This is a genomic window from Caballeronia sp. LZ001, assembly GCF_031450875.1.
Classification (GTDB): Bacteria; Pseudomonadota; Gammaproteobacteria; order Burkholderiales; family Burkholderiaceae; genus Caballeronia.
On record NZ_JARTVX010000005.1, the window covers coordinates 528,782 to 555,618 of the forward strand.

Annotated in this window: 23 protein-coding genes and 1 pseudogene; 21 read left to right on the plus strand and 3 right to left on the minus strand. The window is 60.8% G+C overall.

The window, feature by feature from the left end:
• Positions 1-240 precede the first annotated feature (240 nt).
• The 5 genes from P9292_RS38920 to P9292_RS38940 all read left to right on the plus strand — a co-directional run bounded on the left by P9292_RS38920 (position 241) and on the right by P9292_RS38940 (position 5,988).
• Entirely contained in the window at positions 241-1,275 is a 1,035-nt protein-coding gene (locus P9292_RS38920) for a TRAP transporter substrate-binding protein (protein ID WP_309964903.1), read from the plus strand.
• Positions 1,272-1,844, plus strand: a complete 573-nt coding sequence (locus P9292_RS38925; RefSeq protein WP_250494045.1) for a TRAP transporter small permease — start codon at positions 1,272-1,274, stop codon at positions 1,842-1,844. The genes P9292_RS38920 and P9292_RS38925 overlap by 4 nt, the downstream gene beginning before the upstream one ends.
• 12 nt (positions 1,845-1,856) lie before the next feature.
• Complete coding sequence (locus P9292_RS38930) at positions 1,857-3,128, plus strand: TRAP transporter large permease (RefSeq protein ID WP_244831359.1); 1,272 nt, start codon at positions 1,857-1,859, stop codon at positions 3,126-3,128.
• A 161-nt stretch (positions 3,129-3,289) separates the two neighbouring features.
• Positions 3,290-5,011, plus strand: a complete 1,722-nt coding sequence (gene poxB / locus P9292_RS38935) for a ubiquinone-dependent pyruvate dehydrogenase (RefSeq protein ID WP_250510572.1) — start codon at positions 3,290-3,292, stop codon at positions 5,009-5,011.
• A gap of 113 nt (positions 5,012-5,124) precedes the next feature.
• Positions 5,125-5,988 (plus strand): alpha/beta fold hydrolase, encoded by an 864-nt coding sequence (locus tag P9292_RS38940; protein WP_244831361.1) that lies wholly within the window; start codon positions 5,125-5,127, stop codon positions 5,986-5,988.
• Here the strand turns inward: P9292_RS38940 and P9292_RS38945 are convergent.
• Positions 5,985-6,665 (minus strand): dihydrofolate reductase family protein, encoded by a 681-nt coding sequence (locus tag P9292_RS38945; protein WP_309964906.1) that lies wholly within the window; start codon positions 6,663-6,665, stop codon positions 5,985-5,987. The genes P9292_RS38940 and P9292_RS38945 overlap by 4 nt on opposite strands.
• Positions 6,666-6,835: 170 nt before the next feature.
• On the opposite strand from P9292_RS38945, the gene deoC reads away from it, so the two are divergent.
• The 8 genes from deoC (at position 6,836) to P9292_RS38985 (ending at position 16,496) form a co-directional block, all read left to right on the plus strand.
• Entirely contained in the window at positions 6,836-7,846 is a 1,011-nt protein-coding gene (gene deoC, locus P9292_RS38950) for a deoxyribose-phosphate aldolase (protein ID WP_309964908.1), read from the plus strand.
• A gap of 32 nt (positions 7,847-7,878) precedes the next feature.
• Positions 7,879-10,269, plus strand: a complete 2,391-nt coding sequence (locus P9292_RS38955) for an aldehyde dehydrogenase family protein (RefSeq protein ID WP_309964910.1) — start codon at positions 7,879-7,881, stop codon at positions 10,267-10,269.
• 73 nt (positions 10,270-10,342) lie between these two features.
• A complete protein-coding gene (locus P9292_RS38960; RefSeq protein ID WP_244831365.1) occupies positions 10,343-10,816 on the plus strand; it encodes an RbsD/FucU family protein in 474 nt (157 codons plus the stop codon).
• Complete coding sequence (rbsK, locus tag P9292_RS38965; protein ID WP_250527282.1) at positions 10,813-11,745, plus strand: ribokinase; 933 nt, start codon at positions 10,813-10,815, stop codon at positions 11,743-11,745. Before P9292_RS38960 ends, rbsK begins: the two co-directional genes overlap by 4 nt.
• Positions 11,742-12,785 carry an ABC transporter permease gene (locus tag P9292_RS38970; protein WP_250494051.1) on the plus strand — a complete coding sequence of 348 codons (1,044 nt, stop codon included), beginning with the start codon at positions 11,742-11,744 and terminating at the stop codon, positions 12,783-12,785. Before rbsK ends, P9292_RS38970 begins: the two co-directional genes overlap by 4 nt.
• A gap of 63 nt (positions 12,786-12,848) precedes the next feature.
• Positions 12,849-13,853 (plus strand): autoinducer 2 ABC transporter substrate-binding protein, encoded by a 1,005-nt coding sequence (locus P9292_RS38975; protein ID WP_250468013.1) that lies wholly within the window; start codon positions 12,849-12,851, stop codon positions 13,851-13,853.
• A gap of 55 nt (positions 13,854-13,908) precedes the next feature.
• Positions 13,909-15,438 (plus strand): sugar ABC transporter ATP-binding protein, encoded by a 1,530-nt coding sequence (locus P9292_RS38980; protein ID WP_244831368.1) that lies wholly within the window; start codon positions 13,909-13,911, stop codon positions 15,436-15,438.
• On the plus strand, positions 15,435-16,496 hold the full coding sequence (locus tag P9292_RS38985) for an ABC transporter permease (RefSeq protein ID WP_309964913.1): 1,062 nt from the start codon (positions 15,435-15,437) through the stop codon (positions 16,494-16,496). The genes P9292_RS38980 and P9292_RS38985 overlap by 4 nt, the downstream gene beginning before the upstream one ends.
• A 54-nt stretch (positions 16,497-16,550) precedes the next feature.
• Here P9292_RS38985 and P9292_RS38990 read toward each other — a convergent pair whose 3' ends face one another.
• Entirely contained in the window at positions 16,551-17,276 is a 726-nt protein-coding gene (locus P9292_RS38990) for a DeoR/GlpR family DNA-binding transcription regulator (RefSeq protein WP_244831370.1), read from the minus strand.
• Positions 17,277-17,465: 189 nt separating this feature from the next.
• Between P9292_RS38990 and P9292_RS38995 the strand changes: the two genes are divergently transcribed.
• The 8 genes and pseudogenes from P9292_RS38995 (at position 17,466) to P9292_RS39030 (ending at position 25,774) form a co-directional block, all read left to right on the plus strand.
• Positions 17,466-18,449 (plus strand): DNA-binding protein, encoded by a 984-nt coding sequence (locus P9292_RS38995; RefSeq protein WP_250510577.1) that lies wholly within the window; start codon positions 17,466-17,468, stop codon positions 18,447-18,449.
• 177 nt (positions 18,450-18,626) lie between these two features.
• Positions 18,627-19,250 carry a LysE family translocator gene (locus P9292_RS39000; protein ID WP_250468015.1) on the plus strand — a complete coding sequence of 208 codons (624 nt, stop codon included), beginning with the start codon at positions 18,627-18,629 and terminating at the stop codon, positions 19,248-19,250.
• A gap of 186 nt (positions 19,251-19,436) precedes the next feature.
• Positions 19,437-19,838: a thioesterase family protein gene (locus P9292_RS39005; RefSeq protein ID WP_244831373.1), complete on the plus strand. Its 402-nt coding sequence runs from the start codon at positions 19,437-19,439 to the stop codon at positions 19,836-19,838.
• A gap of 55 nt (positions 19,839-19,893) precedes the next feature.
• Positions 19,894-21,243 carry an AMP-binding protein gene (locus P9292_RS39010; RefSeq protein ID WP_309964916.1) on the plus strand — a complete coding sequence of 450 codons (1,350 nt, stop codon included), beginning with the start codon at positions 19,894-19,896 and terminating at the stop codon, positions 21,241-21,243.
• Positions 21,240-22,007 carry an enoyl-CoA hydratase/isomerase family protein gene (locus P9292_RS39015; protein WP_250495267.1) on the plus strand — a complete coding sequence of 256 codons (768 nt, stop codon included), beginning with the start codon at positions 21,240-21,242 and terminating at the stop codon, positions 22,005-22,007. Before P9292_RS39010 ends, P9292_RS39015 begins: the two co-directional genes overlap by 4 nt.
• Positions 22,004-22,722: pseudogene (locus P9292_RS39020) on the plus strand (HAD family hydrolase). Before P9292_RS39015 ends, P9292_RS39020 begins: the two are co-directional and overlap by 4 nt.
• Positions 22,719-23,861 (plus strand): branched-chain amino acid ABC transporter substrate-binding protein, encoded by a 1,143-nt coding sequence (locus P9292_RS39025; RefSeq protein WP_309847851.1) that lies wholly within the window; start codon positions 22,719-22,721, stop codon positions 23,859-23,861. The pseudogene P9292_RS39020 and the gene P9292_RS39025 overlap by 4 nt, the downstream one beginning before the upstream one ends.
• Positions 23,862-23,947: 86 nt before the next feature.
• Positions 23,948-25,774, plus strand: a complete 1,827-nt coding sequence (locus P9292_RS39030; protein ID WP_309965413.1) for a sigma 54-interacting transcriptional regulator — start codon at positions 23,948-23,950, stop codon at positions 25,772-25,774.
• On the opposite strand, the gene P9292_RS39035 is transcribed toward P9292_RS39030, so the two are convergent.
• Positions 25,771-26,832: an FUSC family protein gene (locus P9292_RS39035; RefSeq protein WP_309964918.1), complete on the minus strand. Its 1,062-nt coding sequence runs from the start codon at positions 26,830-26,832 to the stop codon at positions 25,771-25,773. The genes P9292_RS39030 and P9292_RS39035 overlap by 4 nt on opposite strands.
• Positions 26,833-26,837 lie beyond the last annotated feature (5 nt).

Consider the following 26,837-nt stretch of genomic DNA (forward strand, 5'->3'; position numbering starts at 1 on the left):
GCTTGGTTCACGCGGTAGGACGGTTCGCGCGATCTTTTGGACTTTTTAGCGTCACGTCGCGTTTGCATGGAAACCAGCGTTAAAAAGTACAAGAAATCTGGAGCCTGGTCCTAACGCACCGTTGACGCGATCACAAATACTTGCGTCAACCCGTCGCTCTTCGACATGCACGACACATGAGGCATAAGAAGAGGCAGAAGGCGGTGTCCATATCGTGAAAGAACGTGGGAAGGAGACAACATGAATTCGCTTTTCAAGGCGCATCGCTCGTTGCGCGTAACGATGAGCGCCGTGCTCGCCGCATTGTGCGTCGCCGCAACAGGCAGTGCGATGGCGCAGGACAAGGTCGTGATGAAGCTTGGCCATACGCTCGCACCGGACAATCACTATCAACTGACCGCGCAGGTCTTCGCCAAGGAAGTCGCGCAACGCACGCACGGGCATGTCGAGATTCAGCTCTTTCCCCAATCGCAACTCGGGGGCGAAGTGCAGATGGCGCAGGCGTTGCGCACCGGCACGCAGGAACTCATGATTTCCGCGCAAGCGCCTATCGACAATACGATCAAGCAATGGCAAATTTTCGACATGCCTTATCTCTTCAGCAGCATGGATGAGGCGAACAAGGTGCTGCAAGGACCCGTCGGCCGCAAGTATCTCGACATGATGCAGCCGGTCAACATGGTCGGTCTCACGTGGCTTGCTGTCGGCGAACGCAATCTCTTCACGACCAAGCGTCCGGTCACGTCGCTTGCCGACATGAAGGACCTGAAGGTGCGCGTGATGCAAAGCCCCGGCTATATCGCGGGCTATAAGGCGCTCGGCGCGAACCCCACGCCGCTCGCCTATAACCAGTTGTTCCTCGCGCTGTCGCAAGGCCTCGTCGATGGCGCGGACACATCGCCCGAGCAATTCGTGCAGGACAAGTTCTCCGACGTCGCCAAGCATTTCTATGTGACGCACGTGAACTACCTGCCCGTCGTGCTCGCGAGGAGCAAGAGCGCCTGGACCAAGCTGTCGCCTGCTGACCAGAAGGCTTTTCAAGAGTCAGCCGCGGTCGCCGCCGATTTCGACCTGAAGGAGTACAAGCGCGAATACGACGCAGCACTCGCGACGATGAAGGCCAAGGGCATTCAAGTGACGATGGTCGACACTGCGCCGTGGGCCGAAGCCACGAAGTCCGCGCGTGACGAACTCGTTGCGAAGATTCCGGATGGCGCCGCGCTCTACGCTGAGATGAACGCGGCCAAGCAGGCCTCGTCCGTGGCATCCAAATGACGCCTTTGTCACCGGAAGTGCCGGAGGAAACCCGTATGGAAAAGCTCGCGCGTGGCTTGATGTTCATCGACGACATGGTTCTGAAGCTGAACCTGTTCGTCAGCAGTTGCCTCTTGCTGGCAGCGGTGATCGTCGCCGGTCTCGGGGTCGTGTTCCGCTTCGTGCTGCACGACTCGCTTTCGTGGTCCGACGAAGCTGCGGCGTATCTCTTCGTCTGGCTCACGTGCCTGGGTGCGGCGGCAGGCGTCAAGTTACGCGCACATCCCGAAGTGCGCGTGCTGGCCGATCGCGTGCCGGCGGCGATCGCGCCCTTGCTCAAGGACTTCACGGACTGCGCGATTCTCGCGCTCGGCGCCGTGTTCGTCGCGTATGGCTCGGACATGCTCGCGTTGATGGGCACGGAGACGGCCGCATCGATTCCCATCTCGATGGTCTATCCGTATCTTTCCATTCCCGTGTGCGGCGCGTTGCTCGTGTTTCATTCGCTGGTGCGCATCGTCGTGTCGCACCTCGCGCCGCAGACGCAGACCAACGCCACTTTGATCGAAGGCGTGTCCGACCATCTCTAGGATAAAGACATCATGTGGGCAATCGCTCTAGGCGCAGGGCTGCTTGGCCTCGGTGTACCGGTGGCCATCTGTATTGGTATCGCGGCGACGCTGGCGTTGTCGATCAATGGCACGCCGCTGCTCGTCATTCCGCAACAGCTCTTCTCGAACCTCAATAACGTGGGTCTGCTCGCGATTCCGTTCTTCATGCTCACGGGCGCGATCATGGATTCGGGCGGCGTTTCGCGACGCATCATCGAGTTTTCGCAAGCGCTCGTCGGCTTCATGCGTGGCGGTATCGGACAGGTCACGATTGTTGCGAGCATGTTCTTCGCGGACCTCTCGGGATCGGCCACGGCGGATACGGCGGCGATCGGCTCCGTGATGATTCCGGGCATGGTGAAGAAGGGCTATTCGCGTGCGTTCGCGGTGGCATTGCAATCGGCGGCGGGATCGCTCGGGCTGCTTTCGCCGGTATCGATGAGCATGCTCGTCTATGCTTACACGGCGAATGTATCGGTAGGCACGATGTTTATTGCCGGTATCTTGCCGATGCTCCTAGTGGTCGCTTCGTTCATGATCGTGAACTACGTGACCGCCGTGCGCAACGACTACAGCGCGGTCGAGCCGTTCAGCGCACGCAAGTTGTGGACTACGTTTCGCGAAGCATTCTGGGCCTTGCTCACGCCGATCATCATTCTGGGCGGCATTCTTGGCGGCATCTTCACGCCGGTCGAGGCAGGCGTGGTTGCGGCGGTGTACGTCACGCTGGTGAGCGCGTTCATCTTCCGCACCTTGAAGCTCTCGCATTTCAAGGAGATTCTCGTCAAGACGTCGGTGAACACGACGCGCGTGTCGTTCCTGTTGGGTCTTGCCTTCGTGCTCGGCCGGTATCTGATCGAAGCGCAAATTCCCTTGCATGTGGCGAACAGTTTCCTTGCGATCACGACGAGCGCGATCATCCTGCTCATTCTCATCAACCTGTTTCTGATCGCGGCGCATACGGTGCTCGAAACCATTTCGAGTATCGCGGTGATAATCCCGGTGTTCCTGCCGCTCGTCGTGCAGATGCATATCGATCCCGTCGTATTCGGCGTGATCGTGCTGATCAATTCGGCTATCGGCATCAATCTTCCACCTATTGGCTTCTGCCTCTTCACGGCGGCGTCCATTGGTGGTGTATCGGTCGAAAAGGCGACGCGTGCGATTCTGCCTTTCATTCTCGCGCTCGTGATCGACTTACTGCTGATCATTTTCTTCCCGCATATTCCGCAGTTTCTGCCGCATCTGATGTCGATGAAATAACGTTCGACGACCTTTGAAAACGCTTCACCAGGGGCCTGGTCTTCGGACCGGGCCCTTGGTATGACAGCACGGTTTACGACGTGTCAGCGTGCACTGTGATATTTCTTCTGTCTAAGTACACGTGCAACCGTCCAACGAACCTGTATGTCATTGGAGTGAACATGGCCAAAAGCACCATCGCCGATTATCTGGCAAAGACGCTTGCCGCTGCGGGCGTCGAACGCATCTGGGGCGTGACGGGCGACAGCCTCAACGGGCTTGCCTACAGCCTCGATAAAGTCGGGTCTATCCGTTGGATGCATACTCGCCACGAAGAAGCTGCGGCCTTTGCCGCGGGCGCGGACGCAGCTTCTTCCGGCAAGCTCGCCGTCTGCGCGGGCAGTTGCGGTCCCGGCAATCTGCATCTCATCAACGGGCTTTACGACTGTCATCGTAACCAACAGCCCGTGCTGGCCATTGCCGCGCATATTCCATCGACGGAAATCGGCCTCGGATACTTTCAGGAAACGCATCCGCAAGAGCTCTTCAAGGAATGCAGTCACTTCGTCGAACTGGTGTCGAACGCATCGCAGTTCCCGCGCGTGCTCGAACGTGCGATGCGCGCGGCGCTCGATCAACGCGGCGTCGCGGTAATCGTGCTGCCGGGCGATGTTGCCTTGAGCGACGGACCCGGAGTCGAACCACGGTGGACCGCAAGCGAACCGAGCGCAATCGTTCCAGCCGAATCGCAACTCGACACACTCGCGGCCATGCTCAACGGCTGCGAAGCCGTGACCATCATGTGCGGCAGCGGTGTAGCGGGCTCGCACGACGAAGTGGTCGCGCTTGCCGATACACTCGGAGCGCCGGTCGTGCATGCGTTGCGCGGCAAGCAATTCATCGAATACGACAATCCGTTCGATGTCGGCATGACGGGCTTGATCGGCTTCAGCTCGGGCTATCACGCCATGATGTCCTGCGATACGCTCGTGCTGCTCGGTTGCGACTTCCCTTATCGGCCGTTCTATCCGCCGCACGCGAAGGTCGTGCAGATAGACTGGCGCGGGGCGCAGCTCGGCAAGCGCACGCCGCTCGACATGGGTATTGTCGGCACCATCAAGGAGACGCTCACGGCGCTCTTGCCCAAGCTCACGCGCAAGACGGAACGACGCTTCCTCGACAACGCGCTCAAGCACTATGCAGATGCACGCAAGGATCTCGATCACTACGCGACACCTTCGGCGCCTGGCCGTCCGATTCATCCGCAATATCTCACGAAGCTGGTCGATGACATCGCCGCCGAGGATGCCATCTTTACCGTCGATGTCGGCACGCCCACGTTGTGGGCCGCGCGCTACCTCACGATGAACGGCAAGCGTCAGTTGCATGGCTCGTTCAATCACGGTTCCATGGCGAACGCAATGCCGCAGTCGCTCGGCGTGCAAGCGGCGCATCCGCAACGGCAAGTGGTCTCACTGTCGGGCGATGGCGGTTTGTCCATGTTGCTAGGCGATCTCTTGAGCGCCATTCAGTTGAAGCTGCCGATCAAGGTCGTCGTGTTCAATAACAGCTTGCTCGGCTTCGTGTCGATGGAGCTCAAGGCGGGCGGTTATCTCGACACCAATGTCGATCTCAGCAAGACCGACTTCTCGCAGATTGCGAAGGGCGCGGGCATATGGTCGGTGCGCGTGGAAGAGTCGGAGCAACTGGAGGGCGCATTGCGCGATGCCTTCGCGCACGACGGCCCCGCGCTCGTCGATGTCGTCACCGCCAAGCATGAATTGGCGATGCCGCCGACCATCGAGCTATCGCAAGCGAAGGGCTTCAGTCTCTACATGCTGCGCGCTATCTTGAGCGGCCGTGGCGACGAAATCGTCGAGCTGGCGCGCACAAATCTGCGTTAAGCAAACTAATCGGCCGCAACTCGTATCATCAAAACGAGTTGCAAACAGAGTTGCGGCCGATTTCGCGTTCGTGGTTTATGCTGTCGGACCACATCCAACGCAGACAGCGAGCCATGAGCGATTCATCAGCGGGCGCATTGCCGCTCGACCAGGTTTTCGACTTCGAAGGTCAGGCTATCCGTTATGGCGCGATAGGCGAGGGCGCGCCGCTCGTGATGGTGCACGGCACGCCGTTCTCATCGCAGGTATGGCGGCGGATTGCGCCGGTGATGGCGCGGACGCATCGCGTGCATTACTTCGATCTTCTGGGATACGGCGAGTCGGACAAGCGCGAGGGGCAGGACGTATCGCTCGGCGTGCAGAATCGCGTGCTCGCGGCATTGCTCGATCACTGGAAGCGTGACTGGAAGGGCGCGTTGCCCGACGTGCTCGCGCACGACTTCGGTGGCGCCACTTCGTTGCGGGCCGCGCTACTGAACGGCTGCGTTTATCGTTCCTTGATGCTGATCGACCCTGTCGCGCTGTCGCCGTGGGGATCGCCCTTCGTGCTGCACGTTCGTGAGCATGAGAGTGCGTTCGCGGGCGTGCCGCCCTACATACATCGGGCCATGGTCGATGCTTATGTGCAAGGCGCGGCGCATCGGCCGCTTTCGGAAGACGTGCTGCGCATCTACACGCGGCCGTGGATCGGCGAACCGGGACAGGCGGCTTTCTACAGACAGATCGCGCAGATGGACCAGCGTTATACCGATGAAATCGAAGCACGCTTTGGCGATTTGCGTTGCCCCGTGACGGTTCTTTGGGGCGAGGAAGACCAGTGGATTCCAGCGAAACGCGGCGTCGAATTGGCTTCGCGCATTCCGGGCGCGCGGTTCACCCGAGTGGCGTGCTCGGGGCATCTCATGCAGGAAGATGCGCCCGAAGCGATTGTCGGCGAATTGCTGGCGTTCCTCGCGCGCGTGGATGCGTTAGCCTAGTCCTTGCGCTTATAACGCAGCCACACCATGTCGTTATCGAGCGTCCTCGCCGAATCGAGCTTGAGATAAGCGGGCTTTTGCCATTTGTCCGTCGCCACTTCGAATGAAGAGGGATGCGCCTCGCGGCCGTCGACGAGCGGCACGATCAGCACGCTGACTTCATCGACGAGTTGCGCATTGACGAACGCGCCCGATACATGCCCGCCGCCTTCGACTATCAACGTGCCAATCTTCAACTCGCGCTCAAGCGTTTCCACGACGCGCGCGAGCTCGATATCCTTCTTTCCGCCGAACACGTAGGACGCGCCGATGGATTGCAGATAGGCGAGGTAGTCGTCATCGACATCTTCCGCGAGCACTTCGACGATATGCGAGTCGAGTGCCGTGTTCGTCTTCCACGTCACGCGGCCCTTAGGGTCGATTGAAATTGCGTACTGGCTTGCGTCGCGTTTGGCGAAATGGTCCGTGCGTTCGATAGGACCTTTGGCGAGGCCACGCGGATAATCCTTGTCCTTGCCGTGCGAGATTTCCTGCATGGTGACGCGGCCGCACGCCCAGGCATCGGCCTTGAAGGTCGCGGCGGTTTCTTCATAACACGGCGATGCAAAGTCGAGATGCCAGCCGTCGGTAAGGCTGCGGCCATCGAGCGAGGACATCATGTGGCAAATGATATGCATGAGGGCTCCAGCGTATGAGAAAGCAAACCGTCCGCAAGCCCCATGCCCTAAATCCTCCCATAGCGCCTCCGAACTTTCCCTATGTTACGATCTTCACAAATGTGATTTAGAATGAGATCAATCTATCAAAACATGTTGTGCGTCGCACAAGACCGCAGCACTCCGATCTCATGCTGGAAACTGCAACGAAGTCCGTCGTCGCGTGGCCCGGGAAAGTTCAAGCCGGGCATGTGAGCGATCGTAATTCTGGCGTACCCTTCGACCTCTCGTGGCTCGATGGCTTGCGCGTGAATCAGTCCGCCGTGCTGCGCCGCGCGTCCACGCTTGGCACGCGTCGCGCAGTCAAGAAGGACGCGCAGGCCGCGTGGCTGCTCAAGGCGATCACCTGCATCGACCTCACCACGTTGAGCGGCGACGACACCACCGCGCGCGTCGAACGTCTTTGCGCAAAGGCGCGTCGCCCGGTGCGAGACGATTTGCTCGAAGCGCTCGGCATGACGCCTGGATCGATCAGGACAGGCGCGGTTTGCGTGTATCACCGCTATGTCAAAGCCGCCGTGAACGCGCTGGACGGGAGCGGCATTCCGGTCGCGGCCGTCTCCACGGGTTTTCCCGCTGGTCTCAATCCGCACGAACTCAAGTTGCGCGAGATAGAGGCCTCGGTGAAGGACGGCGCGGCAGAGATCGATATCGTCGTCACCCGTGAGTACGTGTTGACCGGTAACTGGAAGGCGCTCTACGACGAGATGCGCGACTTCCGCGCCGCTTGCGGCAATGCGCACGTCAAGGCGATTCTCGGCACGGGCGACATCCGCACGCTGTCGAACATCGCCAAGGCATCGATGATCTGCATGATGGCCGGCGCGGATTTCATCAAGACATCGACGGGGAAGGAAAGCGTCAACGCCACGCTCGACGTCTCGCTCGTCATGGTGCGCATGATCCGCGAATATCTGGCGCGCACCGGCGTTGCCATCGGCTTCAAGCCTGCGGGCGGCGTTTCGACGGCCAAGACCGCGCTCGAATATCAGATCCTCATGAAGGAAGAACTCGGGCGTGAATGGCTCGAACCGGAGTTGTTCCGCATCGGCGCGTCGAGCCTTCTCGCCGATATCGAGCGGCAACTCGAACATCACGTGAGCGGACGGTATTCGTCGTTCAATCGCCATCCCGTCGCCTGAATCACGCATCACGCATCCAACAGACAGCCCTCATGAGCGTAGCCGAATATTTTTCTTCGATGGAATACGGACCCGCACCGGAAGACGATCGCGCCGTGCGCGCGTGGCTCGATCAACACGCCGGCCGTTTCGGTCATTTCATCAACGGCGCATGGCGCGATGACGACAACGCCGAGCGTTTCGAATCGCGCGAGCCGGCGACAGGGCGCGTACTTGCGTCCATCGCGCAAGGCACCGATGCCGATGTTGCGGCTGCCGTGGCAGCCGCGCAAGCCGCGCTCGAAGGCTGGCAAGCGATTGGCGGTGCGGGACGCGCGCGGCATCTCTATGCGCTTTCGCGCATGGTGCAGCGACATGCGCGGCTCTTCGCCGTGCTCGAATCGCTGGACAACGGCAAGCCGATTCGCGAGTCGCGCGACATCGATATCCCCCTTGTTTCAAGGCATTTTCTGCATCACGCGGGTTGGGCGCAGTTGCAGGATCGCGAGTTCGCCGACTGGGCGCCGCTCGGTGTCATCGGGCAAATCGTGCCGTGGAATTTTCCGCTGCTGATGCTTTCTTGGAAGATCGCGCCTGCTATCGCGCTCGGCAATTGCGTGGTGCTCAAGCCGGCCGAATACACGCCGCTTACCGCGTTGCTCTTCGCCGAACTGGCGCATCGCGCGGGCTTGCCGGCAGGCGTGCTCAATGTCGTGACGGGCGATGGCCGCACGGGTGCGGCGCTCGTCGAGCATCCACGTGTCGCGAAGATTGCGTTCACGGGATCGACCGAAGTGGGTCGGCAGATTCGCGCGACGACGGCGGGCTCGGGAAAATCGCTCACGCTCGAACTGGGCGGCAAGTCGCCCTTCATCGTATTCGACGATGCCGATCTCGATAGCGCGGTCGAAGGCGTGGTCGACGCCATCTGGTTCAATCAAGGACAAGTGTGCTGCGCGGGTTCGCGTTTGCTCGTGCAGGAAGGCATCGAAGCGGCTTTCGTCGACAAGCTCAAGCGCCGCATGGAGACGCTGCGGGTCGGGACGTCGCTCGATAAAGGCATCGACATGAGCGCTATCGTCGATGACGTGCAACTCGAACGTATTCGTTCGCTCGTCGCCAAGGGCGAAAGCGAAGGCTGCGCCATCTTCCAACCGTCGCGTCTCACGTTGCCCGAAGGCGGCGCGTTTTTTCCGCCGACGCTCGTGACCAACGTGGCGCCTGCAAGCACGCTTGCACAGGAGGAGATCTTCGGTCCGGTGCTCGTGACGATGAGTTTTCGCACGCCCGAGGAAGCCGTCGCACTGGCCAACAACACGCGCTATGGTCTCGCGGCCAGCGTGTGGAGCGAGAACATCAGCCGCGCGCTGGACGTTGCGCCGCGCCTGCAATGCGGCGTCGTGTGGATCAATGCAACCAATCTCTTCGACGCAGCCGTGGGCTTCGGCGGATATCGCGAGTCGGGCTTTGGTCGCGAAGGTGGACGCGAAGGCATCTACGAGTACCTGAAACCGCGTGCCTGGGCGAAGCTGCCGGTTCGCGGTGAAACGAAGGCAACACCGGCACAGCCCGATGCGTTGCTCGATACGGGCAATGTCAGCACCATCGACCGCACGGCGAAGCTCTTTATCGGCGGCAAGCAAGCGCGGCCCGATAGCGGCTATTCGCGGCTCGTGCGTTCGCCGTTGGGCGAGATTGTCGGCGAAGTGGGCGAGGGCAATCGCAAGGACATTCGCAACGCGGTGGCCGCTGCGCGCAGCATGACGAAGTGGACGGCCGCAAGCGCGCATAATCGCGCGCAGGTGCTGTATTACATGGCCGAGAATCTCAGTGCGCGCGCCGATGAGTTCGCAAGGCAACTCGTCACGCGTGCCGGGTCCAGCGAACGCGATGCGAAGCGCGAAGTCGAAGCATCCATTGCGCGTTTCTTTACGTATGCGGCATGGTCCGACAAATTCGACGGTGCGGTGCATGCGCCGCCTTTGCACGGTGTGGCGCTCGCCATGCACGAAGCGCTCGGCGTGATCGGCGTGGTGTGCCCCGACGAAGCGCCGTTGCTCGGCTTCGTGTCGCTGGTGGCGCCTGCGCTTGCGCTGGGTAATCGCGTGGTCGCGGTGCCGAGCGAGACGTGTCCGCTGATGGCGACGGACTTCTATCAGATCGCGGAAACGTCGGATGTGCCAGGCGGTGCGCTCAATATCGTCACGGGCGATGTACGCTCGCTAGCTCAAACGCTCGCGCAGCACGACGATGTCGACGCGCTCTGGTGCTTCCACGGCGCGGCCCTTTCGACGCTGGCCGAACGTGAGTCGGTGGGTAATCTGAAACGCACGTTCGTCGACAACGGTCGCGTGTTCGACTGGCACGATGCATCGAGCGAAGGCTTGCCGTTCTTGCGGCAGGCCGTGCAGGTGAAGAATATCTGGGTGCCGTACGGCGATTGATCGACGGTACGCATGTGAGAATTGAAGGGCGAAGACTTCGGGACGAAGCGCGCCCATGCATGGAGGAGACGCTGTGCTGAAGAATATCGATCCACTATTGAATGCCGACATCCTGTACGCGCTTGCCGCGATGGGACATGGCGACGAAGTGGTGATCTGCGACGCTCATTTTCCCGCTGACTCGGTGGCCCGGAAAACGGTGTTAGGCAAGGTGCTGCGCATGGATGGCGCGAGCGCGCCGCGTGCGGTGCGTGCCGTGCTTTCGGTGTTGCCGCTCGATACGTTCGTCGAAGATCCGGCAGGCCGCATGGAAGTAGTTGGCAATGCAACTACTTTGCCTGCCGTGCAACGCGAGGCGCAACGCGAAGTGGACGACGCAGAAGGGCGTGCACAGGCTTTCGCGCCGATCGAACGTTTTGCGTTCTACGAACGCGCCAAGAATGCGTATTGCGTGATAGCCACGGGCGAAGCGCGCGGTTATGGCTGCTTCATCTTCAAGAAGGGCGTGCAGCTCGCTGCCGACGCGTCTGAAGGAGAAGCGCGATGAGCGTGGTCATTCTCGGCATCTACGTCACCGACCTCGCGTTCCGTGCACAACGCATGCCCTTGCTTGGCGAAACCGTGGCAGGCTCGGCGTTTGCAATGGGTCCGGGTGGCAAGGGCTCGAATCAAGCCGTGGCGGCCGCGCGCGCGGGCGCCGACGTGATCTTCTGCACGCGCATTGGCAACGACGCGTTCGGCCAAATCGCACAGGCAACGTGGGCGGCTGAAGGCATCGCATCGCGTGCGACCGTGCTGGACGACATCGCCACGGGTGCCGCGCATATTTACGTCGACGAAAACACGGGCGGCAACGCGATCATCGTGGCGGCCGGCGCTGCGGGCACGCTTGGACCCGAAGACGTCGAAGCGATCGAAGCGGATATCGCGCGTGCATCCGTGTTCGTCACACAACTCGAACAGCCGCTGCCTGCTGCGCGTCGTGGTCTCGAACTCGCGCGCAAGCATGGCGTGACAACGGTGTTCAATCCCGCGCCAGCGCTTCCGCTCACCGACGACATCTATCCGCTCTGCGACTACATCACGCCCAATGAAACGGAAGCAACCGCGCTCACAGGCGTGGCGATCGAATCGGTCGATGACGCTCGCCGCGCAGCGGATGTCTTGCTCAAGAAGGGCGCGCGTGCGGTGATCGTCACGCTCGGAGAAAAGGGCGCATTGCTGCATACGTCGGGCGGCAAATCCGAACTCGTGCCGGCCTTCGACTGCGGCCGTGTAGTCGAGACCGCAGGCGCGGGCGATGGCTTCACAGGCGGCTTCGCAGCGGCGCTTGCACGCGGCGATTCGGCGCTGGCTGCCGTGCGCTTCGGTTGCGCGCTGGCGAGCCTTTCGGTGACACGCGCGGGCACCGCTCCGTCGATGCCGCGTCTCGATGAAATCAACGCTGTGCTCGGCGAAAGGAGCGAGGTGCGATGAAGGGATCGAAGTGGCTCGCCGATCGCCAGCTGAACTTTCTGGTCGGCGTGAACTTGCTGGTCGTGATCATCGCGACATGGCTTTCCAAAGGACAGTTTCTCGACATCGACAATCTTCAGTCGATGGGCGGACAGTTGCCCGAACTCGGGCTGCTCGCACTCGGCATCATGCTGTCGATGGTGTCGGGCAATGGCGGGATCGATCTGTCCGGAGTGGGGCTCGCGAATCTGTCCGGCATGGTCGCGGCAATGTTGCTGCCGCAAATGGTCTCGGGCGACGATTCACCGGCGCTCTATACCGGCGTGTTCGTATGCATCGTCGTGGCAATGGGTGCGCTTGGCGGTATCCTAAATGGCGTGGTGATCGCGAAGCTGAGACTCACGCCCATTCTCTGCACGCTCGGCACGCAACTGCTATTCACGGGTATCGCGGTGGTGCTGAGTAACGGTGCTTCGGTGCGGGTGGAATATGTCGATCCGCTTTCCAACATCGGTAACGGCACCTTCCTGCAAGTACCCATATCGTTGTGGATTTTCGTCGCCGCCGTCTTGTTGCTCGGTTGGATATTGAAGCGCACGCCGTTCGGTCTGCGGCTGTATCTCATGGGCACGAATCCGAAGGCCGCGTTTTATGCGGGCATTCCGCGCACACGCATGCTGATCGTCACGTATGGTCTTTGCGGCGTGCTTGCATCGCTTGCCGGACTCATCAGCGCGACGCATACGTCGAGCGCGAAATGGGATTACGGCAATTCGTATTTGCTGATCGCAATCCTCATCGCGGTCATGGGCGGCGTGAATCCCGCTGGCGGCTATGGACGTATAGTCTGCGTGTTTCTTGCCGCGACCGTCTTGCAGTTTCTGTCGAGCCTGTTCAATCTGCTCGGCGTGTCGCAATTCTTCGGTGACTGCGCGTGGGGCTTCTTGCTGCTTGCATCGCTTGCATTCGCAGGTGGTGAACGCGTGCGCGCAATCTTCGGTATAGGCGGCGCGAAGCCTTCTAGCAAAGTGCCGCAACCGCCCGCATCGACCGGACGTTGAAACGCTTGTATTTCCCCGTGATTCATAAAGAGACCAAGTGACAGAGGCAAAGGAGACAGCACAATGAAACTCAAGAAAATCACCACCGCGCTCACGGCAATCGCGCTTGCAGCAGGAGCCATTGCAGCCGCGCAAGCTGCGAACAACGAGACCATCGTGACGGTCGTGAAAGTGACCGGCATCAACTGGTTCAATCGCATGGACGAAGGCGTAAAGCAGTTCGGCAAGGACAATCCGAACATCTCCGTGTATCAGACAGGGCCGGGGCGTGCCGATGCCGCGCAACAGTTGAAGATCATCGAAGACTTGATCGCGAAGAAGGTCACGGCGATTGCAGTCGTGCCGTATGATCCGCCGACGCTCGAACCCGCGCTCAAGAAGGCGATGGATCGCGGCATCAAGGTCGTCACGCATGAAGCGGACAACGCGAAGAACACCATGGTGGACATCGAAGCGTTCGATAACACCGCCTACGGTGCGGGCTTGAACGAACGTCTTGCGAAGTGCATGGGAAGCCAAGGTAAGTGGGCCGTGCTGGTGGGCTCGCTCGGCAGCCGCTCGCAAGTGCAATGGGCCGATGGCGGTATCGGCAATGCAAAGGCCAAGTATCCGAAAATGGATCTGGTCGAGCCGAAGCTTGAAACGAATAACGACGGCGAGCGTGCTTATCAGGTCGCGAAGGAAGTGCTGCGCAAGCATCCGGATCTGACGGGCTTTCAGGGCTCGTCGTCGCTGGATGTGATCGGCATTGGCCGTGCAGTGGAAGAAGCGGGCAAGGTCGGCAAGATCTGCGTGTATGGCACGGGCCTGCCGACTGAAGCAGGCAAGTTCCTCGAAAGCGGAGCGGTCAACGGCATCGCGTTCTGGGACCCGAAGCTCGCCGGTCTCGCAATGAACAAGGTCGCGCAGATGTTGGTGGAAGGCAAGACCATCGACAACGGTACGGACCTCGGCATTACCGGATACAACAAAGTCACCGTGAGCAAGGGCCCGGGCAAGGGTGTGATCGTGCGCGGTACCGGTTGGGTTGATGTCGACAAGACCAACTACAAGCAGTATCCGTTCTGATGTGACGTACGCGGCGCGTGGTTCATTGCCGCGCGCTGCCTGCTTTCTATAAGCCATGACCAAAGAGACACCGCTCCTCGAAGTCGTCGATATTCATAAGCGTTTCACAGGCGTTTATGCGCTGCGTGGCGTGAGCCTCTCGTTTGAACGCGGGCAGATCTATCATCTGCTCGGCGAGAACGGCTGCGGCAAGAGCACGCTCATCAAGATCATCTCGGGTGCGCAACCGCCCGATGAAGGCGAACTCGTGATCGAAGGCGTGAGACATGCGCGGCTATCGCCGCTCGAATCGCTTTCCGCGGGTATCGAGACCGTTTATCAAGACTTGTCGCTGCTGCCGAACATGAACGTGGCGGAGAATGTCGCGCTCACATCCGAGCTTGCCGAACACAACGGCAAGCTCGCGCGCACGTTCGATCGCCGCGCGCTTGCCGAAACCGCTGCACGGGCGCTGGAAGCCGTGGGCTTGCCGGGCGATGCGGATTTTCAGAAGACCTTGATCGAGCAATTGCCGCTCGCCACGCGGCAGCTCGTGGCAATCGCACGCGCCATTGCCAGCGAAGCGAAGTTCGTCATCATGGACGAGCCCACCACGTCGCTCACGCAAAAGGAAGTGGACAATCTCATCGCCGTGCTCGCGCGTTTGCGTGCCGACGGCGTCGCCGTGCTGTTCGTGAGTCACAAGCTCGACGAGTGCTACGCAATCGGCGGCGAAGTGATCGTGCTGCGCGATGGTCAGAAAATGGCGCAAGGTCCTATCGAAAACTATACGAAGGCGCAGATCAGCGAGCTCATGACGGGCAAGCATCTTTCAACCGAGCGTTATCGCGCGCAAGGGGAAGAAGGCGCATCGCAGATCGTGCTCGACGTGCAGGCGCTCGGACGCAAAGGCCAGTTCGCCGATGTATCGTTCAAGCTGCACAAGGGCGAGATACTCGGTGTGACGGGGCTGCTCGATTCGGGCCGTAACGAACTCGCGCGCGCACTGGCAGGTGTCGCGCCCGCCGACATGGGCACGGTCACGCTCGACGGCATGCGCGTGCGCCTGCAAACGCCGGCGGATGCGAAGACGCAACGCATAGGCTATGTCCCGGAAGACCGCCTGAACGAAGGGCTTTTTCTCGACAAACCGATTCGCGATAACGTCGTGACCGCGATGATTTCGAGCCTGCGGGACCGCTTCGGTCAGATCGATCGCAAGCGCGCGCAGGAGCTTGCCGAGCGCACCGTGAAGGACTTGCAGATCGCCACGCCCGACGTCGACAAGCCCGTGCAATCTCTTTCGGGCGGCAATCAGCAACGCGTGTTGATCGGGCGGTGGCTTGCCATCGATCCGCGCGTGCTGATCCTGCACGGGCCGACTGTCGGTGTCGACGTGGGATCGAAGGACATCATTTACCGCATCATGCAGCGGCTTTCGAAGGAGGGCATCGGCATCATTTTGATCAGCGACGACTTGCCCGAACTGCTGCAAAACTGCGACCGTATCTTGATGATGAAGAAGGGCCGGATCTCGAGCGAGTATCGCGCGGATCGTCTGAGCGAGGCCGAGCTTTATCACGCGTTACTTTCAGAGGCAGCATGAGTATGAGCGAATCCATCCGCCGCACGGGAAGCGAGCCGGTTCCGCAAGCCGTGAGCGACGTCGCGCCGCGCGTGCGCAAGGGCAGTCTTTATGCGCGGCTGATGCGCAATCCCGAGTGGTTCACCCTAGGTCTGATTCTCGTGACGTGTCTGATCGTGGGTGGCCTGAACCCGCGGTTCTTCCAATTCGCCACGTTGTTCGACTTGTTGCATTCGGCGACCACCGTATCGCTCTTTGCGCTGGGTACGCTCGTCGTGCTGGCTTCGGGTGGTATCGACGTGTCGTTCACGGCGATAGCGGCACTCACGATGTATTCGATCACCAAGGCCGTCTTCGCATGGTGGCCGGAGTGTCCGTTCGCGTTGATACTGATTGCGGGCGCGCTGGGCGGCGTCGTGCTTGGCATCATCAATGGCATGCTCGTGCATCGGTTGAAGGCGCCTTCGCTGATCGTGACGATCGGCACGCAGTATTTGTATCGCGGCTTGTTGCTGACTTTCGTGGGCACGCAGTTCTTCATGAACATTCCGCACAGCATGGATACGTTCGGACGCCTGCCGCTCTTCTTCTATCACACGTCCGATGGTTTGCGTGCCGTGTTGCCGGTCTCCGTGCTCGCGCTCGTGATCGCGGCGGTCGTCACATGGTGGCTGCTCAATCGCACGATGATGGGCCGCGGCGTCTACGCGATGGGCGGTAGTCTCACCATCGCCGAACGGCTCGGTTACAACCTGCGCGCGATCCATCTGTTCGTGTTCGGCTATACGGGATTGCTTGCGGGCGTCGCGGGCATTCTGCATGTATCGACCAACCGGCTTGCCAATCCTTTCGACTTGGTCGGCACGGAACTCGATGTGATCGCCGCCGTGATTTTGGGCGGCGCACGTATAACCGGTGGTACGGGAACGGTGGTGGGCACGTTGCTCGGCGTCGTGCTCGTGACGCTCATCAACAGCGTGCTGATTCTAGTGGGCGTGCCGAGCACTTGGCAGAAGGTGATCATCGGCGCATTCATTCTCGTCGCAGGGACGTTGTTCGCGCTCGGACGACGGCAGTAGTGGGTTGGTCGTTCGGAAGCCGCAGAGAGCCCGCATAGCGTTTTGCGGGCTTTTTTACGCGTGCTTGCGTCTGCGCTGCCCTTCCTCGGTGATGACCGAGTCGAACTCGGAAATCTGCGAAAAGCGCACGGCCTTGACCTTGCCGAGCTTGCTTGCATCGACGACGAGATGGCGCTCCACCGCGCTTGCCATGGCCGCCTGCTTGATGGCCACTTCGTGAAAGTTCCAGCACGTCACACCGCGCGCTTCATCTACGCCACCCGCCGACATGAACGCCTTGTTGATGCCCATGCGCCTCAGCGTCTCGACGCTTTCATCGCTCGCAAACGATTCGGATGACGGCACATAGACGCCACCAAGAAGGATCAGCCGGACATTGGGCTTGCGGCGCAGAATCTCGGCCACGTTGAGCGAATAGCACACGACGGTGAGGTGCATGTCCGTGGGAATCTGCCGCGCGAGCGTGGTGAGCGTGGTGCCGCAATCGATGAAGATGGTCTCGCTATCGGTAAGCAGATGCGCGGCATGGCTCGATGCAATCGCCTTGGCCTGAGCGAAGTGGTCCTTTTCTTCCTCGATGGTATAGCCCGCTGCATTGGGCAAATCCGCCGCGCTGACGATATAGCCGCCGAGGTAAGTGAATTGACCGGGATGCGCTGCGATATCGCGGCGAACGGTCATCTCGGAGACGCCGAGCAAGGCGGCTGCATCGCGCAAGCGCATCACGTTCTGCTTTTCGAGCGCGCTTGAGAGCACGCGCAGGCGTTCGGGTTTGGCCATCGATTTACGGCTATTGTGCGGTGTTAGGTTTTAGTCGTGGGTTGAAAGGATTATAACAATGCGGACCGGCGTGTGAACGCTGGCGCGGGTAAGTACGGGGTCGTCCATATGGCCAAGCAGTCGAGCGAGCGTTAATTATCGGCCGCTCTACGCTATATTCTTGCTCCTCCAAGAACTGACCAAACCGCAATGTCCGAACCGCTCTCCGATGACACACGACTGGCCGCCGCCATTGACCGCCTGAAAGTCGAATTCCCGAAAACGCGCGAGCTCTACCGGGAAGTCTGCACGCTCCTGTTCTTTCGATTCGGCGTGCCGCCAACGGCCAATCGCCTTTACAGCCTGGTTCGGCGCGGCACCATGAGCACGCCGGCATCGGTGCTGGGCGAGTTCTGGGCCGAGTTGCGAGAGAAGAGCCGGGTACGCATCGAGCATCCGGACCTGCCGCCGGATTTGAGCGATGCCGCTGGCGAACTCATCGGCACGCTTTGGACGCGCGCAACTACGTCGGCACAGGCCGAACTCAACACGCAACGCGAAGAGCTTGACGCGCAACGCGCCGAGGCCGAGCAGAAGGTAGTTGCGGCGCGCGAGGAACTGGGGCGCATGGAAACGACGCTGGAACAGCGCACGGTTGCATTGTCGGCCGCACAGGCGGAGATTCGCGAGTTGGAGCGGCAACGCGCCGAAGACGCGGCCACGCGAAAGGCAGTCGATGCCGAAATCAAACGGCTCAACGACGAAGCAAGCGCACGCGCCCGAGAACTGGACAAGGTGCGCGAAGGCTTTTCGCGCGATCTCGAGAAGCTGCGCGAAACGGCGAGCCGCGCCGAGGAGCGTTTGAGAGCATCGGAGAAACGCGCGCTGCTCGAAATCGATCGCGAACGCAGCGCCACGGCCAAGCTTCAAAAGGAACTGGCCGAGGCGGTCAAACGGGCCGACAAGCGCGATGTGGACCATCGCCGTGCCGTCGATGTCTTGCAAGCGCAAGTTGGCGACGGCCGTCATCATGCCGGCGTGCTCCAAGGCAAACTGGCCGCGCTGGAAACGGCGCATGCGTCGTTGAAAGACGAGCTCAAGTCGATGCGTGATATCGATAAGACGACGCCCAAGCGTGCGACGCGTAAGCCCGCGGTTAAAAAGACCGTCGCGGCACGCAAGAAAGGCGGCTAAAGCCTTCAGTGCGCGTCGTGAGTCAGCTCCCGCCAATCCGATGCCAACGCAAGGAGGGTGTCTGCGCGCATCCGCATGAACAACAATGGCTTCCATCGCAAACGTTTCGGGAGCCAGCATGTCAGCACGTATTCAAGCCTCTTCCGTCGACGCATACGCCACGCGTGGGAGCTAGCCGTGACTACCGCCACCTGGCTTGCCTTTTCCATTGCAACGCTCGCCGCCACGGGCTCCCCGGGCCCCAATGCCATGCTCGTCGTGCGCAATACCGTGCGTCACGGACTGTATGCCGCGCTCTTCACGGTCTCGGGCAATCTGTGTTCGCGCTTCGTCATGGCAAGCGGCGTCATGCTCGGCTTGAGCGCCTTGCTCAACGCATCGCCGTGGCTTGTCATCGGTCTGCGGCTAGCGGGCGCGCTCTATCTGATCTGGCTCGGCATACGCGCCATGCGTGGACAAGGCCCACAAGCCGCGGTCACGCATGTGACGCCGCACGTGAGGCAGCCTTGTCTGCGCATCTTTCTTGAGGCCGCTACGGTATCGCTCGTCAATCCGAACACGCTCGGCTTCTTCGCGGCCGCCGTGCCTCAGCTAGTCGATCTGCATACGCCGATACTGCCGCAACTCGCCACGCTCATCGCGATCGATACAACCGTGGTGCTCACTGTGATGTCGACTTACGCGTTCGTCACACATGCCGTGCATCGGCGTATCACGAGCCACAGCCGTCTCATGATGATTCGGCGCGGCGGCGGTGCTGCGTTGGTTATCGTCGGACTGACGATGCTGCCGCTTCGTTGATACGCACAATCTCGCATCGAAACCCGTTAAGCAAAGCCGACGACCGTTTCGATTCGCAACTTAAGAATCTTTACGGTCAGCCCTTTCGACCATTCAGCGATTTGCGGCGAGTCCCGCCAGCCGGGGCTTTCGCATGATTGGCCCAGCCCTTGCATTGATAGCTCCGATAACAAACCGGAGCCGTCCATGATCGAAGCAGGCCGAACCGCCACGCTTACGCATACCGTCTCATCCGCCGATCTCGCCTCTGCTCACGCGCATGAAGCGGATGAGCGCTATCCCGACGTGCTATCCACGCCCGCATTGTTGTCCCTTATCGAGCGCGCCTGCGCGGAACTCATGCGCGACTCCCTGCGCGACGGGCAGCTCTCCGTGGGCGTCACCACGCATCTCAATCATCTCGCACCGACACCACATGGCGCCGATGTCTCCGCCACCGCGACGTTTCGTGCAATCGAAGGCGCGCTGTACTGGTTCGACGTTGTCGCAGCCGATAACGGCGGCCCCGTCGGCAGCGCGAGCCATGCACGGGCCATCGTCGAGAGAAGCGTCATCGAGGCGCGCGCCGCGAAGCGCCGTTCGTCATGAGCGTGCCCGCCATAACGAAGAATTCGCGGCAAAGGCCGCTCAACCGAGGAAAGACATGGACGTGGCTGTGACTGCCCCAACGCATGGCGTGTACTTCGACGAAGCCTTCGAAACGCTGCCGTCAGCCGGCGTGCGTCGTCATCAGGACGCGCTCTGGTCGACGCAATGGACGTATCTGCGTGCGATGTCGGCGTTCTATCGTTCGAAGCTTGCACGCTGGATCGAACGCGACGACATCACGCTCGATTCGCTGCAGGACCTGCCCTTCACGGAGAAGGACGAGTTGCGCGTGAGTCAGGAGGGTGCGTCGCCATTCGGCGATCACGTGGCCTGCGCGGAAAGCGCCATTGCGCGCTTGCATCGCACGTCGGGCACGACCGGGCGCCCTTTGATTCTCGCGAACAGCACACGCGATGCATTGGACATTGCACGCGTCGGCGCACGCTCGATGTGGGCGGCGGGTCTGCGCCCCGATGATCGCGTGATCCACTGTCTCAACTATTGCATGTGGACCGGCGGCTTCACCGATCACACCATTCTCGAAGCCACTGGCGCGACGGTGGCGCCGTTCGGCGTCGGCAACACCCGGATGTTGATCGACTCCATTCTGAGTCTCGGCATCAACGCGATTTCTTGTACGCCTTCGTATCCCGCGCTTATCGAGCAAGTGTTGCGCGAAACAGGCGGACCTACACCGCGCGAACTCGGCCTGAAGCTCGGACTGTTCGGCGGCGAAGCAGGTCTCGACAACCCCGAGTTACGCGCGACGATGGAAGACAAGTGGGGCTTCAAGGTGCGCAATGCGAACTTCGGCTTATCGGAAGTTCTGAGCATTCTTGGCGGACAGACGGACTGGACCAACGACCTCTTGTTTCATGCGGCGGATGTCGTGTTCGCGGAGATCATCGATCCGGAGACACTCGCGCGTTTGCCCATGGAAGAGGGCGTCACGGGCGAGCTCGTGTGCACGCATTTGCGCAAGCAATGTCAGCCACTCGTGCGTTATCGCACCCGCGACGTGGTGACGGTGACTGCCGTCGATGCCGGCGAGGATGGACGCACGGCATGGCGTTTTCGCGTGACGGGTCGCACCGACGACATGTTCAACGTGCGCGGCATCAACGTCTTTCCGGGTGCCGTCCGGCTCGCTGTGGAAGCGCTGCCGCAATGGGCCTCGGGACAGTTTCGCATCGTGCTCAAGGGCGATGGCCCTTACGACCGCATTGCGATGACTGTGGAAGCGGCGAGCGGTCTCGATATCGCTCGCTGGGGCGATGCCGCGCATCACATCGAGGCGGCCGTACGCAATCGCATAGGCGCGAGCGCAACGGTCACGATGGTGCCATTCGAACATTTTCCGCGTACCGAAGGCAAGACGCGCTGGATCGACAAGGAGCTCGCATGAGCGACGTAACGCTACACATGGAAGGACCGGTTGCCATCGTCACGTTGAATCGACCAGAGCGCATGAACGCAATCGGCGGTGCGTTGCTCGACGATCTACACGACGCGCTGCAAGGCGCGCTCGGCGATGCATCATGCCGCGTCATCGTGCTCACCGGTGCGGGACGCGCGTTTTGCGCGGGCGACGACCTCAAGGAGTTCGACGCCCAAAGCGAAAGCGATGAAAGTATCCGCAGTCATATCGGGCGCATTCAGCGCATCACACGCGATCTGATGTTCGGTGCCAAGCCCGTGGTCGGCGCGGTGCATGGTTATGCCGTCGGCGGCGGCTTCGAGTGGATGCTCAATTGCGACATCGTGGTCGCATCGGACGATCTCGTGTGCTTCTTTCCCGAGATGGAGTGGGGACAATTCGTGACGGGCGGCGTCACGCATCTGCTGCCTCAGGCGATAGGGCATCAACGCGCGATGGAGCTTTGGTTGCTCGGCGAAAGGCAGAGCGCGCAGACGCTGCTATCGATGGGTTTGGTCAATCGCGTGGTTCCGCGCGATGCCGTACTGGAAACCGCGCTCGAACTTGCAGCACGTATCGCACAACGCTCATCGACGTCCGTATCGAAGCTAAAGAAACTGGTGACGAGCGACCTGTCGGGCTTGCTGGCTCGCAGTCTCGAACTCGAGAGTGCCGTCACCATCGAGGCATTCGCGCTGCCGGATGCCGCCGAGCGCGTGAAGGCCTTCGCGAACAGGAAGACGTCGCAATGAGTCCCAAAGCCCTTACGTTCGATTACTTCGGCACGCTCGTCGATGTGGATCAAGGCGGCACGCTCGGCATGGCGGAAGTCCTGCGGCGCATCTCGGTCGAGGCAGACGAACCTGTCTCCCAGATCTATCTCGATTGGGACATCCGCAACGTGCGTCTTTATCGAGGCCAGGCCTACGCGCGCTATCGCGATGTTGCGCAACAAGCACTCGCCGATTGCCTCGATACGCACTGGCCCGGCGCGCGTAAAGGCCATGCGATGGAAACGCTGAACGACGTGTTCCTCTCGCATCTGGTCGAAGCATCGCCGGCACACGCCGATGCTGAGCCGTTCCTCGATTGGGCTGCGGCGCGCTATCCGCTCATGCCGATCACCAACATGGACAGCGATCTATGGCGGCGCACGCGGCTCACACGCTATTTCGAGCATGTGACGACAGCGGAGATGGCGCAGGCCTACAAGCCATCGCAGGCGATCTTTGCGCTCGCGCTCGACCGCCTGGCGGTAAACGCGCACGACGTGCTGCATTGTTCGCTCGCGAGCTGGGCCGATATCGACGGAGCAAAGCCTCTTGGTATGGCGGTGGCCTGGATCAATCGCACGCGAGAGACGCTCGGAACGTGGCAGCCACGTCCCGATTCGAATTCGACACGCTGTCGCCGGTACGGGACGTTCTTGAAGGTCTGTCATTGACTGCGACTGGGGAAACGATATGAAACGATTCAACTTGGCGATGGCGTTCATGGCATGCGCATTGACAGTGGTCGGCGCAACGCGCGCGGCATACGCGCAGGAAGTGATTAAGATCGGTGTGGCAGGGCCGCTCACCGGCAGCGCGGCGCAAAGCGGCAAGGACGATGAGCGCGGTGTACGGCTTGCCATCGACGAACTCAATGCGAAGGCTTTCACAATTGCAGGCAAGCCCGTGCGCTTCGAACTGATCTCGATGGACGACCAGGGCGATCCGAAAGTAGGCGTGAGCGTAGCGCAAAAGCTCGTGGACGATGGCGTATCCGCCGTCATTGGCCATTACAACTCGGGCGTGAGCATTCCCGCCGCGCGCATCTACAACGATGCGCACGTGGTGATGATGACCGGCGCGTCATCGAACCCGCAACTCACGCACCTCGGCTATCCCTATGTCTTCCGGCTCGCGACCAACGACAACGTCATGGGTGGCCGCATGGCGCTTTATTCGGCGAAAGTGTTGAATGCACAACGCGCCGCGGTAATCGATGACCGCACCGCTTATGGCGTTGGCGTCGCCGATGTATTCGTCGACAGCGCAAAGAAGGCGGGCTTGCAGGTCGTCGCGCGTGAATACAGCACGGACAAGGCAACCGACTTCAAGGCCATTCTCACGCAGATCAAGTCGCGTAATCCGCAGGTCGTGTTTTATGGCGGCTACTATGCGCAGGCCGCGACGCTTGCGCGGCAGATGGGCGAACTCGGCATCAACGCAACGCTCGTAGGCGGCGACGGTATTTGCTCGCCTGAATTCGACAAGCTATCGGCCGGAGCCGCCGACAAGCGCATGTTCTGTGCGCAAGGCGGCGCGCCGCTCGACTCGTTACCGGACGGCAAGACCTTTCGCACGAAGTTCAAGAGTGCGTTCAGCGCCGATGTCGATACCTATGCGCCCGCGTTCTATGCCGCAACGCTCGTCGTCGCGGACGCGATGCAGAAAACGGGATCGTCGAAGCCCGAGGTATACGTCAAAGCGCTGCGCGAGCAGGCGTTCACGAGCATTCTCGGCCCCGTGCGCTTCGATGCAAACGGCGATTGGGTCGATGCGCCGGTCACGGTGTATCAGTTGAACAGCGGCGCGCTCACTGCGATTGCGCAGAAGGATTGACGCGTCCGCTCTGAAAAATCGCAGTGCGGCGGCGGGATTTTGAACTGCTATATTCGATGACGTTGCCCGACCGCTTGCAGGAAGACATGGCCACCGTCGCGCTCGATCCCGATACCGTCACGCTCGAAGGGGCACTCGCCAGCACGAGATGGACGAGCGCGCGCGTGCTTGCCGCAAACGAAGCACGGGTATGCCTGTTCACGCTGGATCGCGCGGGGCACGTGCTGGAAAGCATCGACGAATTCACGAAAGCGGACGCGGCGACACGCGATACGTTCTTTGCGCATTGTCCGTCCGCGCAGCTTGCCGCGTTGGCGGAAGCGGCCACGTCGATGTCGGATGGACGCTGCGTGATGCTGACGCTCGCGGGACACGCCGCATCGTTTGCGCAAGCGTTCGCGCTGCGAGTCGAGACGCATGGGCGACGTGTTTTCCTCGTTGCATTGCGTGTGCTTGACGCAAGCGGCAACGGCAAGGGCTTGCCTGCAAGCCTCATCACGCTGCTGGGTGCAACGCTCGACGTGCTTCTCCAAAGCGCCTTTGATCTCGCCGTGTACGACACGCTCGTCGAAGAGCAACGCGCGATCATCGACCATATCGGCGATGGCTTGATGGTGATCGGGCAGGGCCATGTGCTACGCCACGTCAACTCGGTGGCGGGGCGTATTCTCGGCATCGATCCGAAAGCGAGTATCGGCAAGACGCTCAACGAGGTGATCGACTTCGAGCCGATTATTGGCCCGATCTTTCGCACCGGCGTGGGCTATGTGGATCGCGAGTTGATCATCGACTCTCCAGCGCGCCATCTTCATCTACTGGATACGGCTATTCCCATCAAGAACCGCTGCGGGGAAGTGGTGTCTGTCGTCAACACGTTCCGTGAGATGCGTCGTGTGCGGAAGATGGCGGGACGCTATGCGGGCAACCATGCGCGCTTTACCTTCGACAGCGTGATCGGTTCGAGTGCCGCTTTGAAGCGCGCGCTCGATGCGGCGAAGAAGGCGGCGCGCGGCGCGTCCAACGTCCTACTCTCGGGCGAAAGCGGTGTCGGCAAGGAGGTTTTCGCGCAGGCCATTCACAATGCGAGTGTGCGCAGCACGCTGCCGTTCATCGCAATCAATTGCGCGGCGCTTCCTCATGCGCTCATCGAGAGCGAACTCTTCGGACATGCGCCTGGCAGCTTCACGGGCGCGGCGCGAGATGGTCGTCCAGGCAAGTTCGAATCCGCCGATGGCGGCACGGTATTCCTCGACGAGATTTCGGAGTTGCCTATCGACGTGCAGGCGAAACTGCTTCGCGTGTTGCAGGAACGCGAGGTCACGCGTATTGGCGATACACGCGGCATTCCGGTGGACGTTCGCATCGTCTGCGCGAGCAACCGTGATCTTGCGGCCATGGTGCGGGAAAAAACCTTCCGCGAAGACCTGTTTTATCGATGCAACGTAATCGAGATCACGATTGCGCCGTTGCGCGAGCGGCGCGAAGACATCGCGGCAATGACGGCATTCTTCCTCGAACGATACTGCACGCGGATGCACAAGCCGACGCCATCGCTCTCGAAGCATGCGCTGCAACAGCTCGAAGTTCACGCTTGGCCCGGTAACGTGCGCGAGCTGGAAAATCTCGTCGAGAAGATGGTGAATTTGAACGAAGGCGATTGCATTGCGGATGTATCGCCTTTTTTGCGCAGTACGACGAGCGCGCAGCCAGGCAGCGATACGCGCAACGCTTCACGTCAAGAGCCAGTGTCGCTTCAGGAGGCCGAGCGTATTGCGATCGAGAATGCGCTCGAAGCATGTCGCTTCAATGTTACGACCTGCGCGAAGTTGCTGCGCGTATCGAAGCCCGCGCTTTACGCGAAGATGAAGCGGCACGGCATTCGTATCGAGCGGTCGCTTCGACAGCCGTTCTAGAATCTCGTTTCCAAAAGCCACCCTATGTTCCTGAGGTTCGCCTCGATTTGCTCGAGAGCGAATAACAGCGTAGCCAGCGCCTGCAGTTGTTGCGACGCCTCATCACGACGTTCGGCGGCCTCTACGAAGCGCGCTTTGACGGATGCGGATGCATCGCCGAGCGGCTTTAGAAAATGCTCGCTGGGTGGAAGCGCGGCGCCGTCGCGCAGGTACGCGGCGAGTTGTTCCAAGTAGCCGCTCGCGCATTCGCCTACTGCGTTGACGCTTTCGCGCAGCAGCTTGCGCTCATCTTCGGGAAGCACCTTGCATTGCGATTCCCCAACACGATCGAGCAGTACCAGCCCATGCCACAAGGTTTCGAACGCTGTCAGCGCCGCACTGAGCGTCGGTCCTGCGCGAAAGCGCGCCTTGACGCGAGCATCGCTACTGACCGCGCGAGCGTCCACGAGATGGCGTAAAAAGCGCTCATGCAAGGCGTCGACGGATGCGCGGTTCTCTACGGCGCTCAAGATCGGCAAGGCATGCAGCAATGCGCGGCAATCGTCGATGAGATCCCCCATGATGCCGAACGCACGCGAGCGCGCCAGTTGCGGCCAGACGCTCACCGACACCACGATGCCGATGGCAGATCCCAACACGATGGCCTCCGCACGCGACATGGCGCCCGCGAAGCCTGCCGAAGGCTCGAGCGCGATTGCGGCAGCGACCACGATGCTGTAATTGGTCGTCGGGAAGATCGACGACATCAGGCATGTTGCGAGCGTGGCGACGCCTAACCGCAGTATCGCGTCGCCGGCATCCGGGAAGACATGCAGGGTCGCCAGACCGACAACCGTACCGGCCACCGCGCCAATCATCTGACCGATGCCATGTTTGAGACTGCGGTCGAAATTAGCCTGAAGGGTGAACAGACTAGAGAAGACGGCCCAAGTCAAGCTCGTCGAGCCCATCAGCTTCATGCACGCATAAGCGAGCGCGCTTGCAATCAGGGACTGGAGACAGATGCGCAATGCATCGAACCGATCAATGCGTCGGTAACGATTCGATAGGGCGGTCACTTAGG

Bases quoted from the DNA above. Each gene is read 5' to 3' on its own strand.
- P9292_RS38920 (WP_309964903.1), top strand. From the start codon at position 241: ATGAATTCGCTTTTCAAGGCGCATCGCTCGTTGCGCGTAACGATGAGC.
- P9292_RS38925 (WP_250494045.1), top strand. From the start codon at position 1,272: ATGACGCCTTTGTCACCGGAAGTGCCGGAGGAAACCCGTATGGAAAAG.
- P9292_RS38930 (WP_244831359.1), top strand. From the start codon at position 1,857: ATGTGGGCAATCGCTCTAGGCGCAGGGCTGCTTGGCCTCGGTGTACCG.
- poxB (WP_250510572.1), top strand. From the start codon at position 3,290: ATGGCCAAAAGCACCATCGCCGATTATCTGGCAAAGACGCTTGCCGCT.
- P9292_RS38940 (WP_244831361.1), top strand. From the start codon at position 5,125: ATGAGCGATTCATCAGCGGGCGCATTGCCGCTCGACCAGGTTTTCGAC.
- P9292_RS38945 (WP_309964906.1), bottom strand. From the start codon at position 6,665: ATGCATATCATTTGCCACATGATGTCCTCGCTCGATGGCCGCAGCCTT.
- deoC (WP_309964908.1), top strand. From the start codon at position 6,836: ATGCTGGAAACTGCAACGAAGTCCGTCGTCGCGTGGCCCGGGAAAGTT.
- P9292_RS38955 (WP_309964910.1), top strand. From the start codon at position 7,879: ATGAGCGTAGCCGAATATTTTTCTTCGATGGAATACGGACCCGCACCG.
- rbsK (WP_250527282.1), top strand. From the start codon at position 10,813: ATGAGCGTGGTCATTCTCGGCATCTACGTCACCGACCTCGCGTTCCGT.
- P9292_RS38970 (WP_250494051.1), top strand. From the start codon at position 11,742: ATGAAGGGATCGAAGTGGCTCGCCGATCGCCAGCTGAACTTTCTGGTC.
- P9292_RS38975 (WP_250468013.1), top strand. From the start codon at position 12,849: ATGAAACTCAAGAAAATCACCACCGCGCTCACGGCAATCGCGCTTGCA.
- P9292_RS38980 (WP_244831368.1), top strand. From the start codon at position 13,909: ATGACCAAAGAGACACCGCTCCTCGAAGTCGTCGATATTCATAAGCGT.
- P9292_RS38985 (WP_309964913.1), top strand. From the start codon at position 15,435: ATGAGTATGAGCGAATCCATCCGCCGCACGGGAAGCGAGCCGGTTCCG.
- P9292_RS38990 (WP_244831370.1), bottom strand. From the start codon at position 17,276: ATGGCCAAACCCGAACGCCTGCGCGTGCTCTCAAGCGCGCTCGAAAAG.
- P9292_RS38995 (WP_250510577.1), top strand. From the start codon at position 17,466: ATGTCCGAACCGCTCTCCGATGACACACGACTGGCCGCCGCCATTGAC.
- P9292_RS39005 (WP_244831373.1), top strand. From the start codon at position 19,437: ATGATCGAAGCAGGCCGAACCGCCACGCTTACGCATACCGTCTCATCC.
- P9292_RS39010 (WP_309964916.1), top strand. From the start codon at position 19,894: ATGGACGTGGCTGTGACTGCCCCAACGCATGGCGTGTACTTCGACGAA.
- P9292_RS39015 (WP_250495267.1), top strand. From the start codon at position 21,240: ATGAGCGACGTAACGCTACACATGGAAGGACCGGTTGCCATCGTCACG.
- P9292_RS39025 (WP_309847851.1), top strand. From the start codon at position 22,719: ATGAAACGATTCAACTTGGCGATGGCGTTCATGGCATGCGCATTGACA.
- P9292_RS39030 (WP_309965413.1), top strand. From the start codon at position 23,948: ATGGCCACCGTCGCGCTCGATCCCGATACCGTCACGCTCGAAGGGGCA.